The 17,232-nt window shown below is 37.1% G+C and carries 17 protein-coding genes and 1 pseudogene; 10 read left to right on the top strand and 8 right to left on the bottom strand.

Annotation, left to right across the window (positions count from 1 at the left end):
* Positions 1 to 186: 186 nt before the first annotated feature.
* Together IG80_RS0110560 and IG80_RS0110555 are read right to left on the bottom strand one after the other, a co-directional pair.
* On the bottom strand, positions 187 to 1,278 hold the full coding sequence (locus tag IG80_RS0110560) for a response regulator transcription factor (RefSeq protein ID WP_032114026.1): 1,092 nt from the start codon (positions 1,276 to 1,278) through the stop codon (positions 187 to 189).
* Between the two features lie 189 nt (positions 1,279 to 1,467).
* A complete protein-coding gene (locus tag IG80_RS0110555; protein WP_232224401.1) occupies positions 1,468 to 2,601 on the bottom strand; it encodes a reverse transcriptase domain-containing protein in 1,134 nt (377 codons plus the stop codon).
* 488 nt (positions 2,602 to 3,089) lie between these two features.
* Here IG80_RS0110555 and IG80_RS0110550 point away from each other — a divergent pair, with 488 nt between their 5' ends.
* A complete protein-coding gene (locus IG80_RS0110550) occupies positions 3,090 to 4,136 on the top strand; it encodes a hypothetical protein (protein ID WP_156962185.1) in 1,047 nt (348 codons plus the stop codon).
* A 189-nt stretch (positions 4,137 to 4,325) separates the two neighbouring features.
* Here the strand turns inward: IG80_RS0110550 and IG80_RS16965 are convergent, their stop codons facing one another.
* The 3 genes from IG80_RS16965 to IG80_RS0110535 all read right to left on the bottom strand — a co-directional run bounded on the left by IG80_RS16965 (position 4,326) and on the right by IG80_RS0110535 (position 5,646).
* Positions 4,326 to 4,514: a DUF2905 family protein gene (locus IG80_RS16965; RefSeq protein WP_156962184.1), complete on the bottom strand. Its 189-nt coding sequence runs from the start codon at positions 4,512 to 4,514 to the stop codon at positions 4,326 to 4,328.
* A gap of 458 nt (positions 4,515 to 4,972) precedes the next feature.
* Complete coding sequence (locus IG80_RS0110540; RefSeq protein ID WP_075553236.1) at positions 4,973 to 5,368, bottom strand: PIN domain-containing protein; 396 nt, start codon at positions 5,366 to 5,368, stop codon at positions 4,973 to 4,975.
* A gap of 8 nt (positions 5,369 to 5,376) precedes the next feature.
* Positions 5,377 to 5,646, bottom strand: coding sequence for an AbrB/MazE/SpoVT family DNA-binding domain-containing protein (locus IG80_RS0110535; protein WP_032114023.1), 270 nt, complete (start codon positions 5,644 to 5,646; stop codon positions 5,377 to 5,379).
* 240 nt (positions 5,647 to 5,886) lie between these two features.
* On the opposite strand from IG80_RS0110535, the gene IG80_RS13565 reads away from it, so the two are divergent.
* Both IG80_RS13565 and IG80_RS13560 read left to right on the top strand, forming a co-directional pair.
* The gene (locus IG80_RS13565; protein WP_052046373.1) at positions 5,887 to 6,492 is read left to right on the top strand and encodes a transposase; all 606 of its coding nucleotides are present in this window, start codon (positions 5,887 to 5,889) and stop codon (positions 6,490 to 6,492) included.
* The gene (locus tag IG80_RS13560) at positions 6,470 to 7,063 is read left to right on the top strand and encodes a transposase (RefSeq protein WP_052046372.1); all 594 of its coding nucleotides are present in this window, start codon (positions 6,470 to 6,472) and stop codon (positions 7,061 to 7,063) included. The genes IG80_RS13565 and IG80_RS13560 overlap by 23 nt, the downstream gene beginning before the upstream one ends.
* Here IG80_RS13560 and IG80_RS15885 read toward each other — a convergent pair.
* Both IG80_RS15885 and IG80_RS15880 read right to left on the bottom strand, forming a co-directional pair.
* Positions 7,060 to 7,470, bottom strand: coding sequence for a transposase (locus IG80_RS15885; RefSeq protein WP_198027373.1), 411 nt, complete (start codon positions 7,468 to 7,470; stop codon positions 7,060 to 7,062). The two genes, IG80_RS13560 and IG80_RS15885, sit on opposite strands and share 4 nt — an antisense overlap.
* Complete coding sequence (locus IG80_RS15880; protein ID WP_052046370.1) at positions 7,424 to 7,819, bottom strand: IS5 family transposase; 396 nt, start codon at positions 7,817 to 7,819, stop codon at positions 7,424 to 7,426. The genes IG80_RS15885 and IG80_RS15880 overlap by 47 nt, the downstream gene beginning before the upstream one ends.
* Before the next feature lie 75 nt (positions 7,820 to 7,894).
* Between IG80_RS15880 and IG80_RS0110520 the strand changes: the two genes are divergently transcribed.
* From IG80_RS0110520 to IG80_RS12715, 4 genes are all read left to right on the top strand, one after another.
* Complete coding sequence (locus tag IG80_RS0110520) at positions 7,895 to 9,640, top strand: fatty acyl-AMP ligase (protein WP_032114022.1); 1,746 nt, start codon at positions 7,895 to 7,897, stop codon at positions 9,638 to 9,640.
* A gap of 40 nt (positions 9,641 to 9,680) precedes the next feature.
* The gene (locus tag IG80_RS0110515; RefSeq protein WP_032114021.1) at positions 9,681 to 9,971 is read left to right on the top strand and encodes a phosphopantetheine-binding protein; all 291 of its coding nucleotides are present in this window, start codon (positions 9,681 to 9,683) and stop codon (positions 9,969 to 9,971) included.
* 230 nt (positions 9,972 to 10,201) lie between these two features.
* The gene (locus tag IG80_RS0110510; RefSeq protein WP_032114020.1) at positions 10,202 to 11,575 is read left to right on the top strand and encodes a condensation domain-containing protein; all 1,374 of its coding nucleotides are present in this window, start codon (positions 10,202 to 10,204) and stop codon (positions 11,573 to 11,575) included.
* A gap of 331 nt (positions 11,576 to 11,906) precedes the next feature.
* Positions 11,907 to 12,092, top strand: a complete 186-nt coding sequence (locus IG80_RS12715; protein WP_156962183.1) for a hypothetical protein — start codon at positions 11,907 to 11,909, stop codon at positions 12,090 to 12,092.
* Between the two features lie 382 nt (positions 12,093 to 12,474).
* Here IG80_RS12715 and IG80_RS0110495 read toward each other — a convergent pair whose 3' ends face one another.
* Complete coding sequence (locus tag IG80_RS0110495) at positions 12,475 to 13,983, bottom strand: pyridoxal-dependent decarboxylase (RefSeq protein ID WP_032114018.1); 1,509 nt, start codon at positions 13,981 to 13,983, stop codon at positions 12,475 to 12,477.
* A 940-nt stretch (positions 13,984 to 14,923) separates the two neighbouring features.
* On the opposite strand from IG80_RS0110495, the gene IG80_RS13545 reads away from it, so the two are divergent.
* The 3 genes and pseudogenes from IG80_RS13545 to IG80_RS0110475 form a co-directional block, all read left to right on the top strand.
* Entirely contained in the window at positions 14,924 to 15,652 is a 729-nt protein-coding gene (locus IG80_RS13545) for a GNAT family N-acetyltransferase (RefSeq protein ID WP_052046368.1), read from the top strand.
* Between the two features lie 652 nt (positions 15,653 to 16,304).
* A complete protein-coding gene (locus IG80_RS0110480) occupies positions 16,305 to 16,937 on the top strand; it encodes a hypothetical protein (RefSeq protein ID WP_032114016.1) in 633 nt (210 codons plus the stop codon).
* A gap of 20 nt (positions 16,938 to 16,957) precedes the next feature.
* Positions 16,958 to 17,164 (top strand): annotated as a pseudogene (locus IG80_RS0110475) (DDE-type integrase/transposase/recombinase); the annotation flags it as partial.
* Positions 17,165 to 17,232: the final 68 nt, after the last annotated feature.

Genomic DNA, 17,232 nt, shown 5'->3' with positions numbered 1-17,232 from the left:
CAGAATGCAAATAAGATACGAATCTATTGAATAGGACCACAACAAGCTTTTGAAGATATTGATATATTTCGAGAGATTAATTCATAGGTACTAAATGCGTAATGGTACCTTCAGTTCATCTATAAGAAGCAAGAAAAAGTACTTATTGAGCAGGGAAGAGAGGATAGATTATAGTTATAAGAGTTACTATTTGCCTGACCAGAAGCCTTGATGGGTCAGATAAAATTGCATTAAATCGGAACGTGATTTTATCTTTAATTTTTCTTTGAGGTTATTAATATGAATTTCTACCGTTCGATAGGAGATTCTTAGATGACGGCCGATCTCTTTACTTGTCTTTCCAAGGACCCATTCATCTAAGCACTGTTTCTCTCGTAACGAGAGGTAAACTGACTCAAATTCATCATAAGGATGAGGCACATAATATCTTCTATTTTGGGGAATTATGGAATCGCTAAGAATATCATTAGCCATAAAAAAGGCAAGCTTATTCCGAGCAGCCTCATTTAACTTAGCAAATATGCCGATTTCTCCGACTAAGTCATTATTTTCTGATATTAATGGGAATTTACTTACTATGACGCGATATATCTGTTTATCTGCAAAAGTTGTTTCTTCCACGATGTTAAATAACGGCTGACGTGTATTATATATAATCTTGTCATCATTTATAAACTTCAGGGCTTGTTCTCTATTCCAGGGGCACTCGAAATCTGTTAGTCCCTTAATTTCTTCGGATCGCGCAAATCCGCATAATCGTAAGAACTTCTCATCTCCTCCCATAAAAACAGAATTGGTGTCTTTCCAGAAGACACCAACCGGGAGATATTTTAAAACGGAGGGTAAAAAATTGGCTAACTCTCTATTCAAAGCTTCTTTTGTCTCTGAAACGGTAATATCTTGGCCGATAATTAGAACGCTGTCATCATCCAAAGATATAGCATTAATTAATAGAAAGGCATTAACGCCATTTTTTCTAATTTTTACCAATTTTTTTTCAATAATTACGCCATTATGCACCTGAAGAATTTGATTTGTAAGATTGGACGCATCAATCGATGACTGTTTACATAACTGCGTATAATTATTTTCTCTAAGTGACGAAGGCATTTCCCATCCATGAAATATTGCTGCGTGCTCATTCAGATCTACTATGGAGTCGTCCTTGTTTAAAATGATCATGATACGATTCATTTCATGGGTGAGCTCAAGAAATAGTGTTCTATCCCTTTGAATCATAAATTTCGATAATTGAATATTAAATGTATCATCATTCATAATTAGATTCCTTTTTAAAATACCAGCATTTTCTCTATAGGACTTGAGCGCTCTATAAAAATAATAGGAGATCACCCCAAAATTGAGGGTTATGCTGCTAAAGGTGGAGAAGCATTACAGGTATCCTCCACTAAGAGTTGAGTAGCCACTCCCAGTTACCCAGGAGCAGCCCTCTAAGAACGGAGCAGGCTAGTTTCTCAGCACTCCGCTCAATCCCTCATAATGCTGAATGGTTCTCAGCCCAGCTAAATCAGTCTTGTGACTGAGCAAGCAGCGCTTTTTGCGATCCTTTTCTCTCTGATCAAAGTAGTCTTTGTAAACAGGGTTAAAAGGAGTCACTGCGACCATGATTTTGATGTGACGTCGGATTTTTGTATCGCTGGCATTTTTGAGATAAAGTGGGTTTTTGTTCCCCTGTTTATCTCTGACCATACAATAAAATCTCCAGTTGTCGCCTTTGTATCGCGTAAAGTAGTGATTGATAATCCAGCGCTTTCCTTTGCGTGCATGTCTTTTCAGTTCCCACTTTTTTAACGCCAGGAAGATTTGATCATCGATGGAAGAAAACACTTTTGAAGACACAACTGTTCGGTAGTAACTCGTCCACCTAGTTAACTTTTCGTTTAACGCATAGATGAGTTTATTCGTTGGCCATGCAACACCTTTTTTGATAAGAGTTCTGATTTCTTTTAGGAACCGCTTGATATTGTCCTTTGAGGGTTTGATCAACAGTTTTCCATTCATGTACTTTCGTAAGTGGAATCCCAGAAATTCAAATCCCTCATCTATTGAGGTTATCTTTGTTTTCTCTATCGATAGTTTCAACCCAACCTTTCCCAATGTTTCCTCGAGGAGTGGTTTGACTTTCTGTTTCAGAAGTTCTTGGCTCTGTGCTGTCACAATGAAATCATCGGCAAAGGCGATCATGTTGATCTTTTCCTTATCTCTTTGTTTTTGTGAGGTGCTAACGAGCTGTCGTTCTAGTCCAGATAATGCAATAACCGTCAAAGCGGGAGAAATCAAGGAGCCTTGCGGCGTTCCTTTTTCAGTAGGGTTGAGTCGTCCATTTTCCATAAAGCCCACTTTTAGGCCTTCCAGCCACAAACCCCCGAAATTTCCGAGGCAGGTAGGATTTGTGCCATTCAAAGCTAAAAGAAGCGGTTGAATGAACCTATGCATATCTCCGTAATAATTGTAGATTGAATAGCAGAATTTCTGAGTTTTGTTGGTCATATGATCATGTGATTTTGTGGGGGTTGCTGGGCCTATGCATTGTTGTTTTGTTATATCAAGCCACAGGATTAGGTTCGCATAAAATGACACAAACAAATGATATTCCTGACTGTACCCTTGAACCTATATATAATAGTAATACATACACTTAGCTAGCGTTTTTAATTGCGGGGTGAAATTTTTAACCTTAATTATATTTTCATGCCCTTTTTCTTTATTTAACATGAACAAGTTTTTACTTAAAAATTTGATTTATTTCTTGAAAAGCAAGCGCATAATAACAATTTTTAAAGACTCTGTTGCATTTAGAAAGGAAGTGAAGATAATAGCTAAAAGATTTCTGAAGTAGTGGGTAAGTTAAGATGCAGAATTACATCCTGGATGCTTTATCATGAATTATGTTAATCTTGGCATGTCAGAATTAGTTAAAATCTAATAGTTTTGGTAAATGGGGGCATTCTTGCTCCCCTTTTATGTAATAAAGCCACCTTATTGAATTTGTCTCTCTTATGAGGCCTTGTATAAATTTAAGATAAAATTTAAGATAAATATATTCTACAGGGAACAGGGTCCAGAAAATGTACAAATCATTCTTAATATTACCCATTGTGGGGTTGAGTATGTCTGTTTATGGCGCAGAAACAGTTAATCCCCTCTGGCCAGAAGGCACAAAAAATGCGAGCGTTTTTCGAAGCTATAAAAGGTTTGATTTACCAGGAGCTTCAGATAAGGATTATGAGTTTAATTTTACTATCGAATTCGGAAAAGTTCTAATTAAGCCCAGTGAAGATAATACGGTAGGCATTAAAGTTAAGGCAGATTCTCAAGCAATCCAGAAAATCAGATTTAACTTTCACCAAAAAGGGTTTACTTTTGAAGCGTGTGCAAACCAGGTATTGTTGCCGGTCCAAGATACACTCCTTAATTCTTGCCTCGCCATAGGAAGATTGACTCAGGGCTCGCGCGGAACAATAAAAGTTTCTAGTGACTCTCCTCAAATAAGGGGCCAACCATTGATAGGCAGCATAACTCAAGGCGCACGCGGAACAATAAGAGTTTTTAGTGACTCTACTAACCAACCACTGATAGGCAGCGTAACTCTGGGAGATGATTCCAGTTTTACCTATACAAGTTTTACGAGCAACCCAAAAAAGTTAGAACAGAAAACCGTAATTTACCTTCCTAAATCCCTGCCGAAAAGTAAAATTTCCATTCAGGCGAGTGACTCTTCTCAATGTTCCCTTGATTCTATTTTGGCTCAAAAAATGGAATTTATTTTTAATGACAAAGCCCGCCTCGTAACAACAGATCCTATAAAGGCTAACTGTATTAAAATTAAAGCTAAAGACCATGCTAAGATCGACCTTGCGAGCGAAGTTATAAAAATGCGGATCTCTGCTCAAGATTTAACTAAAATTTCCAATAAAACCGAAGGACTTTTAGGGGAGCTAAAAACAAATCTCCAGGACAGAGCCTCTGTGAAACTTGAGGCAACTGTACAGAATGCTAAAGGGAAAATTTTAGACAACTCGGAAATATACATCGGTACTATTACAAAGGATCATCAGCTAATGAAATACCACCAAGCCCAGATCCACATAGATAATATTCTGAATTTAGAGTAAGCAGCTGGAAAAACAAGAAAGTATGGAGCTTGATCTTGGTGAAGCAAACTTCACATATTGATTGTTTGTAAGCCCCCAGCTTTCGGTTTTGCTCGGCAGGACGGGTAATTTATTGCAATCGGGATCGGTCCATAGATGACGATGCCACCCAAGGTTGTTAGTTGCGTTCGTTCCCTGATAAATCCATAGTCAACGCCTAATAAACCAAAGAATAAAGCTAATAATAATGCTTAAAATCAAACAAGAAATGATAGGAAAATAGAAAGTTATGTTTCCTCGTTTTAATAAGATGTCCCCTGGTAAACGTCCTATGTCTAATTTCCCAAGATATAGCGTAATTATACCAGCAATAATTAAAATTAAACTTAAGGCAATCATAAAGCACCCCATGACTGCTTCCATTAATTAAATTTATACAAGTATACTAATTTTTATAAGACAATAATAGAATATATAAAAATTGGTAATCTCTTTTTTAAGATAAGAGCTGTAAGTTTGAGAAATAAATGGCGTATTTTTTACTAGCTAAAGTAGATGAAGCTGCGCAGCGTCGCGGCGTAAGTAGAAGCGCTTGGATACAAGGATACAATGAATGTTAATAGATTACGTAGTAGGGGAGGGTAAAAATTTTTAAACTTGAAATCAGTTCGTCTTCCAATAAATCTTAAAGAACAATAATTGGCTATGCTATAGCCAATCAAAAATATCACTCAAAAATCTGATAAATGGAAAAATGAGAAAGAACATAGGCTTTTTGCAAAGCTCTAACTTCATGAGGCAATGCGGCGGTACTTTTTATTGGCCGTTATACACCAGCACTGTTAAATTCTAGAAATTTAGTCAGGAGCTGAGATATGGGGTGATTCCTCTGCAAAAGTTTGATCGAAAGATTTTAAGAGTTGGCCTCCATATTTTTCACCTTCTGCTAAAATCATATAGTCGCCAAAATCGGCTTTTCCTTTATAAAACTTTTCAGCAGCGGCTAAAATTACATCTCTTTGACCAATAGTGATTCCCGGGGAGTCCGTGAGGGTAATCAAAGCCTGATAAATCTCTTTTCTCGAGAACTTTTTAACCTTTAGAACCCATGCAAATTCAAGTAAAGCATAAGAGGAAATAAAAAGGCCTCCGTCTTGAGATGCCATTTCCATGAATACTTGGGCAAGGTGAGCTTGATTAATGTCATCTTCTAAGAAAGCTCTTACTAAGATATTTGTATCTATGCCAATCATCTATATCCTCATTTAGAAGAGGAGAGGTTAGAACTCACTGCTTCAGCGATTGCTGTATCTATATCAACTACTTCAGCTGTTGCATTCTCGTGTTTTATCCTGTGCGCTCCTTTCCCAAAAAAATCTTTGAGACTTTTATAGACAGGCTTAAATTCTAAAACACTATCTTCTCTTAAATGAATAATTAGCTCAGACCCTGAGTGAAGTCCTATAATATCTCGAATCATTTTAGGAATAACCACTTGTCCGCGAGAAGACATAACAGTTTTTGTGTCCATTACACACCTCTTAAGTAAGTTGAATTATCTTACTAATAAGATATAATAACTTACTTTAAATAGTCAATAGATAAATAACCACAAAGATAACGAATGGGACTGTTGAAAAAGCCCCTTGCGAGCTTCCTATATGAAGAAAAATATGTCCTTTTTGATTATTGTTTCTATGTAACTAATTGATTTATAAAGAAAAATATGATATTATTCAACAAATAATGAGAACAATAAAAAGCAAAATAAATGCAAGGAATTCATTATTATCAGCCTCAGCTTTTTAGTTATGTCTCTACTGAGTCTTTAATTCCTAAATCTCATCTCTTAAAAAGAATTGATAGGCTCATTGACTGCTCATTTATCAGGGAACTTACATCTTTTACCTATTGTCCTAATAATGGACGCCCTTCTATTGATCCACAAGTTTATTTCAGGATGATCCTTGTGGGTTATTTATACGGAATTTCTTCTGACAGGAGGCTATGTGAAGAAATACACTTTAATCTTGCTTACAGATGGTTTTGCTGTTTAACTTTGAATGATCGCGTACCTCATCATTCTTCTTTAACCCGCATTCGTGATAGATATGGCGAAAATATCTTCCAAAAATTCTTCAACCATATTGTGAAGGTTTGCCAAAAAATGGGGCTGGTTAAGGGGGAATGTCTCATGACAGATAGTACTTTAATCAAAGCTAAAGCTTCTTTGGACTCCCTTGCCAACATCACTCCTCACCCCGAAAAAATAAACAGCCTAAAAGGCAACGGAATTAACCCTCCTACTCCTCGGAAACTTTCTAACTCTACTCATCAAAGCGTTACTGACTCACATGCCAGTCTGGCTGGCTCATAAAAAAGGAACAGCTCAAACTTTAAAATACAAAGTCCATCAATCTATTGATGATTATAAACGTGTTATTCTTGATTGTTTCGTTACCACCGGCGCTGTTCATGAATCTCAAGTTTATATGGATCGGCTTGAACATATTTTGAAGTCTTACTCTATCGATCTTAAAGAAGTTGTTGCGGATCGAGCTTATGGCTCTGGGGAATTATTAACACAGATAAGTAAAAAGCAAATAAGGTCATATATTTCTTTGTTTAGTAGCCGGAGTGGTAGTGCCTTTCCTTCCTTAGAAAAAGAGTTTTATTATGATACTTATCGGGATATATTTACCTGCCCAAGCCAAGTAATTTTAGCTCCATCTTCTTATGTGGACAAGGGGATTAAAATATATCGGGCTCCTCTTAAAGATTGCCGTGCTTGTCTACAAAAAAGTCGTTGTCATGCTCATATTATGAAAAAAAGCGGAAGAAGATACGTTTTAAGAAGTATATTTCAAGAATTTTATAATCAAGTAGTGCAAGATATGAAACGTCCTAAATTTATAAAGAAGCTTAGAACTTGTCTGGGAAAAGTCTAAACAAGTTTTGCAAGCATAATTTTTAGCATAGAGATACGGACCATATTCTCAGCATTACCCGGGATAACTTCATAATCCCTGACTAACCTTCGAGCTTTTGTGATCCACCCAAGAGTTCGGTCAACTACCCATCTCATAGACATGGGAACGTACTTTCCTGTGAGTCCTACAGCAATATGAAATGCTCTGTTGAGCTGGGTGACTGCACAATCAAGTGCCGTCCCACGATATCCACCATCTCCAGCAAAAGCTTGAATAGAGGGGTATTTATCAATCAACCGGTCCATAACTAATGCTGCTCTCTTTGTATCTGGAAAATTTGCTGCATGACAGTGAACACTTAGAAGGCACCCTAAAACATCAACGCCTATATGACGTTTGCGGCCTTGTATCTTTTTTTCCCCCATCAAAGCCGCGTTCTTCTCCGTGGAAATGACTCTTGGCAGTTTGCGTATCTAAAATTGAATATGTTGGCATTGGTGTTCTTCCTTGTTGTTGACGGTACTTTGTGTTGAGGCAATCAAGAATAGTCTCCCATAAGCCTGCGCGGCTCCAAATTCTGAAGCAATCATACACTGTCTGCCAAGGGGGGAAATCTTTTGGCAGCATCCGCCACTGAATACCTCCCTTATTCAAGTAAAAAATAGCGTTAACAATTGTTCTTTTATCATGTTTTGGTTTACAGCCACGAGGATCTTTGGGAGTGAAATAGTCTTTTAAATCCCATTCTTTATCAGTCAAATCACTAGGATACATGTGAGAGGGCTTGACTGTTATCTTTGTGTGTGCAAAGCTTGGAAAGTTTATCTAAAATAATACTAAGGTGGTTTTATGCAGCCAGAAGAAAAAGATCTTCTCTATATGCTTGAACACTACGCTATCTCTTTACCAAATAAGAGCGCCTGTGTTTTTCTCAAAGACAGTGATACAGAGGTTAGCAAACTGACCTATAGTGAACTTTATAAACAGGCTCGTACTGTAGGTGATTACCTTCAAAGACATGGTTTCAATCGTGAAAGGATTCTTCTCCCTTTTTCTCCAGGATTAAATTTTATTGTTTCTTTTATAGGTTGTTTATATGCAGGAGCAATTGCGGTACCTGTACCTTCGCCAACCAAGAGCACGCTGGAAAGAACACTGCCATCTCTAAAAACTATTGTAAAAGATGCGGATATAGCAATGGTTCTTTGTGACTCAGATTTTATGGAGGTATATGAAAGAAATGGTAAAATTTTCAATTTTCTTTCCCATCTACCTATTATCAATTTTAAAGAAATTAGTGGTAAGCATGAAAAAGAAAATCATCCCTTTTTAAAGCTTTCTCCATCTACCATTACCTACTTACAGTATACATCTGGATCTACCTCCTCCCCTAAAGGTGTAATTTGTACGCAAGAAAATATGACCAAAAACTTTAAGGTCACAGCATTAGCTTTAGGGTATGAAGAAGACAGCATTGCTTTAAATTGGGCACCCCATACTCATGCTTACGGTTTACTCTATGGCTATTTGTTGCCTTTATATTGTGGTGCCACTTGCTTTCTTATGGCTCCATCTACCTTTTTATCGCATCCAATGCAATGGTTGCTGTCTATGTCAAAATACCGTGCAACTCATAGTGGTTGTCCTAGTTTTGGTTATGATCTCTGTGTTAACTATATGGATGAAGAGCAAATACAAGGAATTGACTTGAATAATTGGAGGGTTGCTATCACTGGAAGTGAAATAATACGTGAAAAGACGATCATGAGTTTTTATGAAAAGTATAAATTATATAATTTTAACTTTGAAGCATTTACCCCTTTGTATGGAATGTCAGAGACAGTTGGAACGATTTCTACGAGCAGTATTGGAGAAAAACCTGTTTTTTTGAGTCTAGATACCAATTCTTTAAAAGAAAATATAATAAAAGAAGATCTGGAAAAAAAAGGTCGTGTAATCGTAGGATGCGGCAAAGTAGTCCCGGGTCTAGATGTTGTGATAATGGACCCACAATCTGGTAAGGAAACTAAAAACGCAGGAGAAATATGGGTATCAGGCTACCAGTGCAGTCCAGGATACTGGAATACAGCGGATAAAAAACACCTCAGTACAGATTTTTCTAAAAAAGAAAGTCAAAGAAAATATCTTAAGACAGGGGACCTTGGGTTTTTAAGAGATGGAGAGATATTTATAACAGGGCGCTTAAAAGAAGTTATTATTCTCTCTGGAAAAAATCATTATCCAACAGATATTGAAACAACCATATCTAATTCGCATTCAATATTAAAGAATCATACTAATGCAGCTTTTTCTGTAGAATTGGATGATCGCGAAGAGTTAATTATTGTTCAGGAAGTTATTGCGAGTCTAAATATTAACCAGTTGATAGAAATTATAAGAGCAATGCGCAGAGCTTTATCTAAAGAGCATGGTCTAGATACTTATGAGGTTATTCTAGTTAAGACTGCCTCAATTCCTAAAACAGTTAGTGGTAAGATACAAAGAGGACAGTGTCGAAATCAATACATTAACAATCAACTAAATGTAATTTATAGTGATAAAAAATTATCTCCCAAGTCATTGGGATTAGATTAACTAAAATATAGATTTATTGAAAACTATTTGAGAAATAAATATGCATAGCCACAATGAAAAATCCAAAGAACCAATAACTTATCTTTTAGAATTAGAAGCTGTAAATAATTTTATTAGGGAAAAATTATCAAAAATTATCCAGGTAAATAAAGAGAGCATTGAAGAAGAGATAGAATTAGAAAGTTATGGAATAAGTTCATTAGCATTGACGATCTTGCTAGGAGAAATAAATAGCAAGTTTAGTTTAGATCTAGAGGTGAATGATCTTCCTTCTCCATTGACGCTCAACTCTATCTTCAGTCTAATTATTAATCAAAGATCAACACTATGAGAAGCTTTGTTCGACAGGGTACGAGTAACCAAAAGTAGGGTAATTACGCCTAATCAACTGGTTACTCGTACCCTGAGCTTCCAAAACGAGCCCCTTGATATTAAAAAAATTCGAAGCCTAAAAACGAGAAGGTATTATTTTAAAACTACTAACTAACAAGCGGAATTCATGCAATAAATGCGTTACACCTAAGTAGGATCATTCCGCCGAATCATTGAGAGATTTCTATCATGTCGAACAAAGCTCTATCAAATTGGACATTTTCTACACTTAGCTCCAGGGAGGAACTCTTACTCAAGCTGGCGGACTTAGATAGTAATGCTAATTATTACAATAATATTAAATCCATGTGTAAGGTGAGAGGCCCGCTGGACTTTAGCAGATTAAAATCTAGTATACAAAAAATTATAGACAATCATGAGGCATTTTCTACTGGGTACACAAAAAATTCCACAGGTTATTATCAAAGATACATACAAGAAAATATGACATGGGAATTAACTATAGATAATATTAAAGATGATACAGAAGCAAACTCTTACTTCCATAATATTGCTTTTACATTCTTACTTCCAGATAAGCCTCCTTTATGGCGCGTGTTTGTGCTGAAAAATGAAAATGAAGAATATTATATAATTTTATATATACATCATTTAATTTGCGATGCAATGTCAATTCGTATATTTTGGCAAGATTTAAGTAAATTATACAACAATACTTCCTTAGCTGAGTTAAATGCAAAACCTTATAGCCAATTTGTAAAATGGCACTATGAACAGCAGGATAAAATTGATTTACCCTATTGGCGACAGAAACTGACCGGGGTCAAGCCGGTTAATTTTCCATATTTTAATGACCATAATGTAGGCGAAAATTGCGCAGCAATAGAAGGGTTTTCTATTAATAAAGATACCTATAAACAATTAGATGAATTATCTAAAAGATATAAAATAAGTATATATGTTATTTTGTTATCTTGTTTGCAAAAAGTGTTATATGAATTAACCTTAGAAAAGAGATTTTGCATAAGTTTAGTTTATCATAACCGTACACATGGCTGCTTCCAGAATACAATCGGTTTTGTCGCCTCCATGATACCATGTACTTTTGACTATAATGAAAATTCAGCTATTTTAGAGCAAGTTTTATCTACTGATAAAACTCTTCAAGAACATTTTTCTATAGCGCGAGGAGAGATAGGCTATATTTTAAAAAACAAGCATAATTTGTTAAACAGGATGCCTAATATAGAGTTTAATTATATACCAGCAATAATCAATAATTATAGTTTTAAATTGGACGATGCAGAATGCCAAATATCTCTAGCGGACGATCCACGGATCCCGGATGAATCACATTCCCATGCTTCAGAAGAGAATAGTTTTTATTGGTCACGGAAGTTATTCCCAATTGATTCCACTATTACTGCAATACAGCATCCTGACTCAATTAACCTTGAAATTTTCTATCGTAAGCGATTTTTTGAAAAATCTTACGTACAAGAGTTTTGTCAAAAATTTAAATGTTGCTTAACTGATATTCTATCTAAACTGAATACTGAGACACTTAAACTAAGCAATTTCAATGATCACGTTAAAATATAACATAAAGCCTATCTATAAAACTTTGAGCTTGTGTTAATAACGAATTAAAATTGGTCCACTTTTGGATAGTGACAATGGATTGAAAATCACCTCTTCTTGGCCGTAACCAGATATCAAGGCAGGATTTGAGCGTAGAATTATTATAAGGAATGAAGAATACCTGAGCAGCTTATATTTTCTGCATCTTGCAAGTATTTAGTCGCTTTTATATTGTCATTATCTTAGAGAGCGCCACAAATGAAAACTCTATTTATAGCTTTGTCAAGTTGATGAGTGTCTAGGATTGAGATAAAATGTGTTCATTCAAATCATCCTGATTATAAGAGGGCTTATGATGAGTGAGCTTTATAAAGGCTATCGCCTGCCCAAGGCCGTCATTGGCTATGCTGTCCGTTTGTATTTTCATTATAAACTGAGCCTGCGAGATATCAGTGAGCTTCTCTTAGAAAGGGGGATCCAAGTCATTTATGAAGCGATCAGCTTACGGGTGAAGACTCTAGGTCCTCTATATGCGTAAGCGATAAGGAGACAAAGAGGAGCCGCTTTTAAGGATAAGTGGCATATTGATGAAATGCGCGTCAAAATTAAGGCGGATGTCTTTTAGCTTTGGCGCCTGGTCGATAACCAAGGAGAAGAGATCGACACTCTTTGGCAAGAAGGCGAGATGCCAAGTCAGCTATCTGATTTCTCAAGACAGATGCGTGGATTTAAAAGCCCCGGATCAACTCAAAGGTTCCTTTCTGGCATGAGGGCTTTTCTAAAACTTCTAAAGATTAAGAGATGTGCTTATCCAGCTCAAGAGTATAGACACAAGCTTCAAGAAGCCTTTGGCTTGTTTCAATCAAATTTTATGACACACCCTCAATCTATCTAAGAGAGAGGACGTTACTCCACTGCTTTTATTCCTCTTCAACAACTTGACAAAGCCCCGTTGTGAGCTCAGTTTGATAATCATCAATAAATTTGTCGATTAAGGAGCGGGTAACATTCTGAAGAACACAAGCGGCTACATGATCTGCAGAAGCAGGCATCAAATTATATTTGACAATAAGTCTGGGGCTCGGGCGCTTAAAGAGTACGTTAAATTGACCGTCCTTCCATAAGACCTCTTTGTCGCCAAGGAGAGCTTTAAGCTTTTGAGAGAGATAACGAGCGTTTTCAAAATTCCTCTTCACGAGGGACCTTAATTTACTGTAATTTCTTTGATGCAAGCCAAGAGAGCACATAGCATTATGAAGAAGCATGATATTAAGTCCCGACCGGCAGCCGGAAAAGGTAATATCAGCGATATCCCCAATATAGTCAATAATATGCGTGTTCAAAGGAAAGGCATGCTCTAAAAACTCTTGTGTTGTGAGAATCATGCCGCAAATCGCCTGCGTTCCCAAGAATTTATGCGCCGATATAGCTATGGTGCGAACTCCAATCGATTGAAAATAATCGTCCACTTCTCCAAAGGGCTTTAAGAGGGGGAGGATAAAGCCATTTAACGCCCCATCCATATGAATGGTATAGGTGCAAGGAGAGGTTAAAGTTTGACGTAAAGCCGTATTTATCGCTGTAATATCATCTATTGCTCCCATAACAGTCGTGCCGGCATTTGCAACAACGATCACAGGATTGTAGCTATTCTTTGCTTTATGCTCTTTGAGCATGTCTGTAAGTGAGGCTATATCCATAGAGCCATCCTCTTGCGCTTTAACAGGCTTACAATCAAGGCAAAGCTGCTGGGCTATTTTGAAGATAGAACAATGAGTATGAGTTTCTGTAAAGAATATTGATGGATATAAAAGTTGCTTGTAGATCTGCTCAAGCGAGTAAAGCTCCCCGAAGGCTTTGTTTTTGTCAAGAAGCTCGGCATGGTCGTTTGTTTCATCTATTGCCCATGGTTGATCAAAGGGGGGCTTCTGTTTTATCGCCTTTATTTTATGGCTAATCTCTTGAATAAGCGCTTCATTTTTGTGAAGAAGATATCGACGGGACCACCACAGTCCTGCAAAATTGGCTTCCGTGCCCCCTGCCGTGACATAGCCTGCACCTTTTCCAGGGCTCAAGCCAAGATAAGCTGTCATGATTTCAATAACGTCTCTTTCTATTTTCTTTGTTTCTATTGGATGGCTGTTTGATTCATAGCGAGGGTCACCAACATTAACCAAAAACATTTCCGCTAGGCTTCCAGGAAGGATGCCTAAAACACTATTATTAATAATCTTGTGACGTTCAAGGCCCGGTTCATGGAACACCTCTATGTCTTCTTTTCCTCTCTGCTCATTATAAAGAGACGCCATTAATGAGACAGGATAACCGAGTTTATGAGAATGGTAATGCTTAGCTTTTTGATGAAGTAACAAATACTCTTTTTGCCACTCTTGAATGTCTGCAGAAAGGGTAGGGAGCAACAAGGGCATCACTCCCTAATATCTTCAGGATTAAGGGGGCGAATCTCTACCCTGGGGGCTTTAGAGTCCCAACTGTCCTGCGTTAAAGATGAACTCATAGAGGCTGTAGGCAAAAATTCAAAAATGTATAGTGAAAAGAATAACAGATAAAGGGCGTATTTCTTCATAAGGGACTCCTAAACTCAATAAGTTTCATCAGCGGGGTCAAAGGACAATTTTAATGTCCTAAGTCTTGCGCATAGCGTTGTATGTCGACATACTTCTTTAAATTATTATTATGACGCGTTAGCAAAACTTTTATGGGTGCTTACAGCTAAATACCATAATATATCTCTCCTTGCAAGACGTCCATACAAGCCGTTAACACTGGACAATAAAATTAAAAGAGGATTGGCAAACAAGCCGATTCCTTTAAAACAATAGGCAAACGAGCATTAGGATAAAGTCACCCAAAATCAAAAAAGGCACCCCTTCATTAAGGGAGAAGTGGGTACTGTCAAATTAACTTTTAGAGAGCAAGAATAGCCTTTATATTGACTTCATTAGGCATAATTCTCCTTTAAAGTTATTTCCTGCCATAAAGCATGGGCGTTTTGGATCCGCTTTTTAAAACTCTGGCACCGTCATGGCTTTCTAAAGGCCGGTAAGTTGATTGAGAGAGAGAAGAGAACGCAGATCCCATCAGGGCTAAAGACAAAAGTCTTAACAAAAAGCCAATGATATGATTGCAATCTACCCTCTTAAAACCAAACATCTTATTTTAACTCTTGCAATACGGACCGATCCAGATGCATGACTGTGCTCTTTTTCTCCGCTATTTGGTGCACTTTTACATTGCCCTTGACAGCCAATAGCGATGTGGCCAAAATTTGAATTCAGAAACACGCAAGATAGAGTTTTCATGGCATATGCCTGCAAAAAGCTAGTTCTATAAGAGAAAGTTAGGAACATGAACACGGTAGCGGTAAGTATTCCTCCCCACCTTTTGGAAGAACTTTATTGCCTTCCCAATCAAGCAGGAGTTTGTTCTCTTATTAATCAAACATGCTTAGGAGAAGCTTTCCCCAATGAACCAAGCAAATTTATTCTGCTTAAGACCACTGATGCTTATTGTTACTTAGCCGGTGAATTGGATGATGGCGAACTCATGAGTTTGCTGCAATATTTTAAAACTTTTCCAAAAATTCTTCTCGTGTGTGATGAACGACATCATACGCGCCTTCTTTCGCATGGGATGAAACCCATCCCTCGAATCCAGCTTTTTTATAAAAACCCAAGCATAAATATTACAATGCCACCAGGCTTAACCTTCCACAAAATCATCGATGCAGATTTTGGTAGGCAGTGTCCGTGGTTTGAGGTCGTAGGCTCTCATGAGCTTTTCTTTCAACATAGATTCGGCATTGCCGTATGTGAAGAAGAAGTTGTATTGAGTGCAGCTTATGCAGCATGCGTGGGAAATAACCACTGTGAGATTGCTATTGCCACCCATCCAAAGCATCAGAATAAAGGAACAGCAACACTAGTGGTAAAAGCTGTCATTCAAGAGTGCTTAGAACGAGGTTGGGTACCTGAGTGGAGTTGTGATTATAACAACGCTGCCTCTCTTCGTGTTGCTTTAAAAACAGGCTTTACCCTTCAAAGGTATTATTCTTTCTTAACGCTTGAGGAAAAATGAACAACATTACTTTTAAAATTATCACCCATGATGCGCTATTGGCAAGCGCTTCTTCCCTTCTTAAGTTAGGCACTTGGAAAATGCACTTAACTTATCTTTGAGAGAAGTGAATAGATGGGCGATCTGTTGCATCTGCTGAGTGAGGTTATGACTTTGGGTAAGACGGTCTGATTTTGGACCTACTACGCCATCAGACTCACAAAATTGTTGAAAGAGGATTGAGAGGTTTCGTCAAGTTGTTTGGAGGGGAAAAATAGAGATCCCTTCTCCTCTCTTATTCGGCATAATGATGGTGTGAAGCCACAATCTCATTAAAGATATCTATAGACTGGATAAACTTTTGTCGATACTCTTTGGCGCTCTGTTTATACCTTCCTACTTTCAAAAGGTTAAGAAAGGCGCCCATACTGCTTACCACTTTTTCTTTTTCCCAGACAAGTTCTTAGAGTTTTTTGGCAGGGGGTACAATTAATTCATGGAGAGATAAATTAACTTCTCAAACAATTATAGAAGCCCGGGAACACCTTCTGTTTCTTCAAGAAAAAATGGCCAAAGTCGAGTTGAATGCTTTAAAATAATTCTAAAAAAATATGGCAGCAAAAAAAATAATACCATATGTAAATTGTAAATATTTATAGAAAGGAATTTTTTAATGTACAAACCTTTATTTTTAGCTGCCTGTTTAATCACTGGTGCCCTCGCCACTGAGGAAGAACGGGCTTTATATTCTGTACACAATTCTACTGGTACCCCCCTAAAAATAAGTGAGTTTGAGGCACGCGTAACTTCTTATAGCGCAAACTGCCCGTTCAAGCGTGTTATATATGTAGAAGCAAAAATTGATGCTAGTGAAATGCCAGTAGAAAATAAGGCCACAAAAAACTATACTTTTAAAAGTTTAAAAAAATTATTTTCAAAAGATCCAAGTCGCCCAAACGAAACTGATATCTATTTCTCCATTTCATCTCATAATAACCGTTATAATGGTGTTCTAAAACGTGTTCCCTTGCATCGTCAAATTAACTTCATAAAAAATGATGATGCCCATTATCAAGCAATTATTACCTCACTTTCAGATACACAGGGTTATAAGGCTTATGATATAGAACTTTATGAGGAAACATTTTCTCCAAAAGAAGGGCCACAATACATGATGTCAATTACTGATGCCATCTCGAGTTTAAAAACTTTAGCCCTGCTTGCATCCAAAAATAACCTTGAGGTAATTGGTGTAGATAATTTAGATCAACTTCCTCAAACTCTTAAAGAAGCCGTTCTTGATTAAATAAAGTTTAATCTATCTGTCAGGTTAAATATCTTAACAATATGGCAGAACAAGATCATCGGGAGATAAAGCGGATTACCAAGCCCATGCTTGTTTTTAAAAGCTTGATCTGCGCTGCAGCTACATTAATGGGAATTGAACTATATCACATGAGACGAAAAGGACAGAATTCTCTTAAAGAAGCTTTATCATCCTGGCAGCAATGTTATGTCTTGCAGCGTAATTAAGTTTAGAGAGATCCTATTAATCTACGCATTTTGAAATTTGCTACAAAACCATCCAATTAAATTCTACC

This window comes from Candidatus Paracaedibacter symbiosus (genome assembly GCF_000757605.1).
Classification (GTDB): Bacteria; Pseudomonadota; Alphaproteobacteria; order Paracaedibacterales; family Paracaedibacteraceae; genus Paracaedibacter_A; species Paracaedibacter_A symbiosus.
This window is presented reverse-complemented; position numbering and strand designations above follow the sequence as displayed.

Bases quoted from the DNA above. Each gene is read 5' to 3' on its own strand.
- IG80_RS0110560 (WP_032114026.1), bottom strand. From the start codon at position 1,278: ATGAATGATGATACATTTAATATTCAATTATCGAAATTTATGATTCAA.
- IG80_RS0110550 (WP_156962185.1), top strand. From the start codon at position 3,090: ATGTACAAATCATTCTTAATATTACCCATTGTGGGGTTGAGTATGTCT.
- IG80_RS16965 (WP_156962184.1), bottom strand. From the start codon at position 4,514: ATGATTGCCTTAAGTTTAATTTTAATTATTGCTGGTATAATTACGCTA.
- IG80_RS0110540 (WP_075553236.1), bottom strand. From the start codon at position 5,368: ATGATTGGCATAGATACAAATATCTTAGTAAGAGCTTTCTTAGAAGAT.
- IG80_RS0110535 (WP_032114023.1), bottom strand. From the start codon at position 5,646: ATGGACACAAAAACTGTTATGTCTTCTCGCGGACAAGTGGTTATTCCT.
- IG80_RS13565 (WP_052046373.1), top strand. From the start codon at position 5,887: ATGCAAGGAATTCATTATTATCAGCCTCAGCTTTTTAGTTATGTCTCT.
- IG80_RS13560 (WP_052046372.1), top strand. From the start codon at position 6,470: ATGCCAGTCTGGCTGGCTCATAAAAAAGGAACAGCTCAAACTTTAAAA.
- IG80_RS15885 (WP_198027373.1), bottom strand. From the start codon at position 7,470: ATGGGGGAAAAAAAGATACAAGGCCGCAAACGTCATATAGGCGTTGAT.
- IG80_RS15880 (WP_052046370.1), bottom strand. From the start codon at position 7,819: ATGTATCCTAGTGATTTGACTGATAAAGAATGGGATTTAAAAGACTAT.
- IG80_RS0110520 (WP_032114022.1), top strand. From the start codon at position 7,895: ATGCAGCCAGAAGAAAAAGATCTTCTCTATATGCTTGAACACTACGCT.
- IG80_RS0110515 (WP_032114021.1), top strand. From the start codon at position 9,681: ATGCATAGCCACAATGAAAAATCCAAAGAACCAATAACTTATCTTTTA.
- IG80_RS0110510 (WP_032114020.1), top strand. From the start codon at position 10,202: ATGTCGAACAAAGCTCTATCAAATTGGACATTTTCTACACTTAGCTCC.
- IG80_RS12715 (WP_156962183.1), top strand. From the start codon at position 11,907: ATGATGAGTGAGCTTTATAAAGGCTATCGCCTGCCCAAGGCCGTCATT.
- IG80_RS0110495 (WP_032114018.1), bottom strand. From the start codon at position 13,983: ATGCCCTTGTTGCTCCCTACCCTTTCTGCAGACATTCAAGAGTGGCAA.
- IG80_RS13545 (WP_052046368.1), top strand. From the start codon at position 14,924: ATGAACACGGTAGCGGTAAGTATTCCTCCCCACCTTTTGGAAGAACTT.
- IG80_RS0110480 (WP_032114016.1), top strand. From the start codon at position 16,305: ATGTACAAACCTTTATTTTTAGCTGCCTGTTTAATCACTGGTGCCCTC.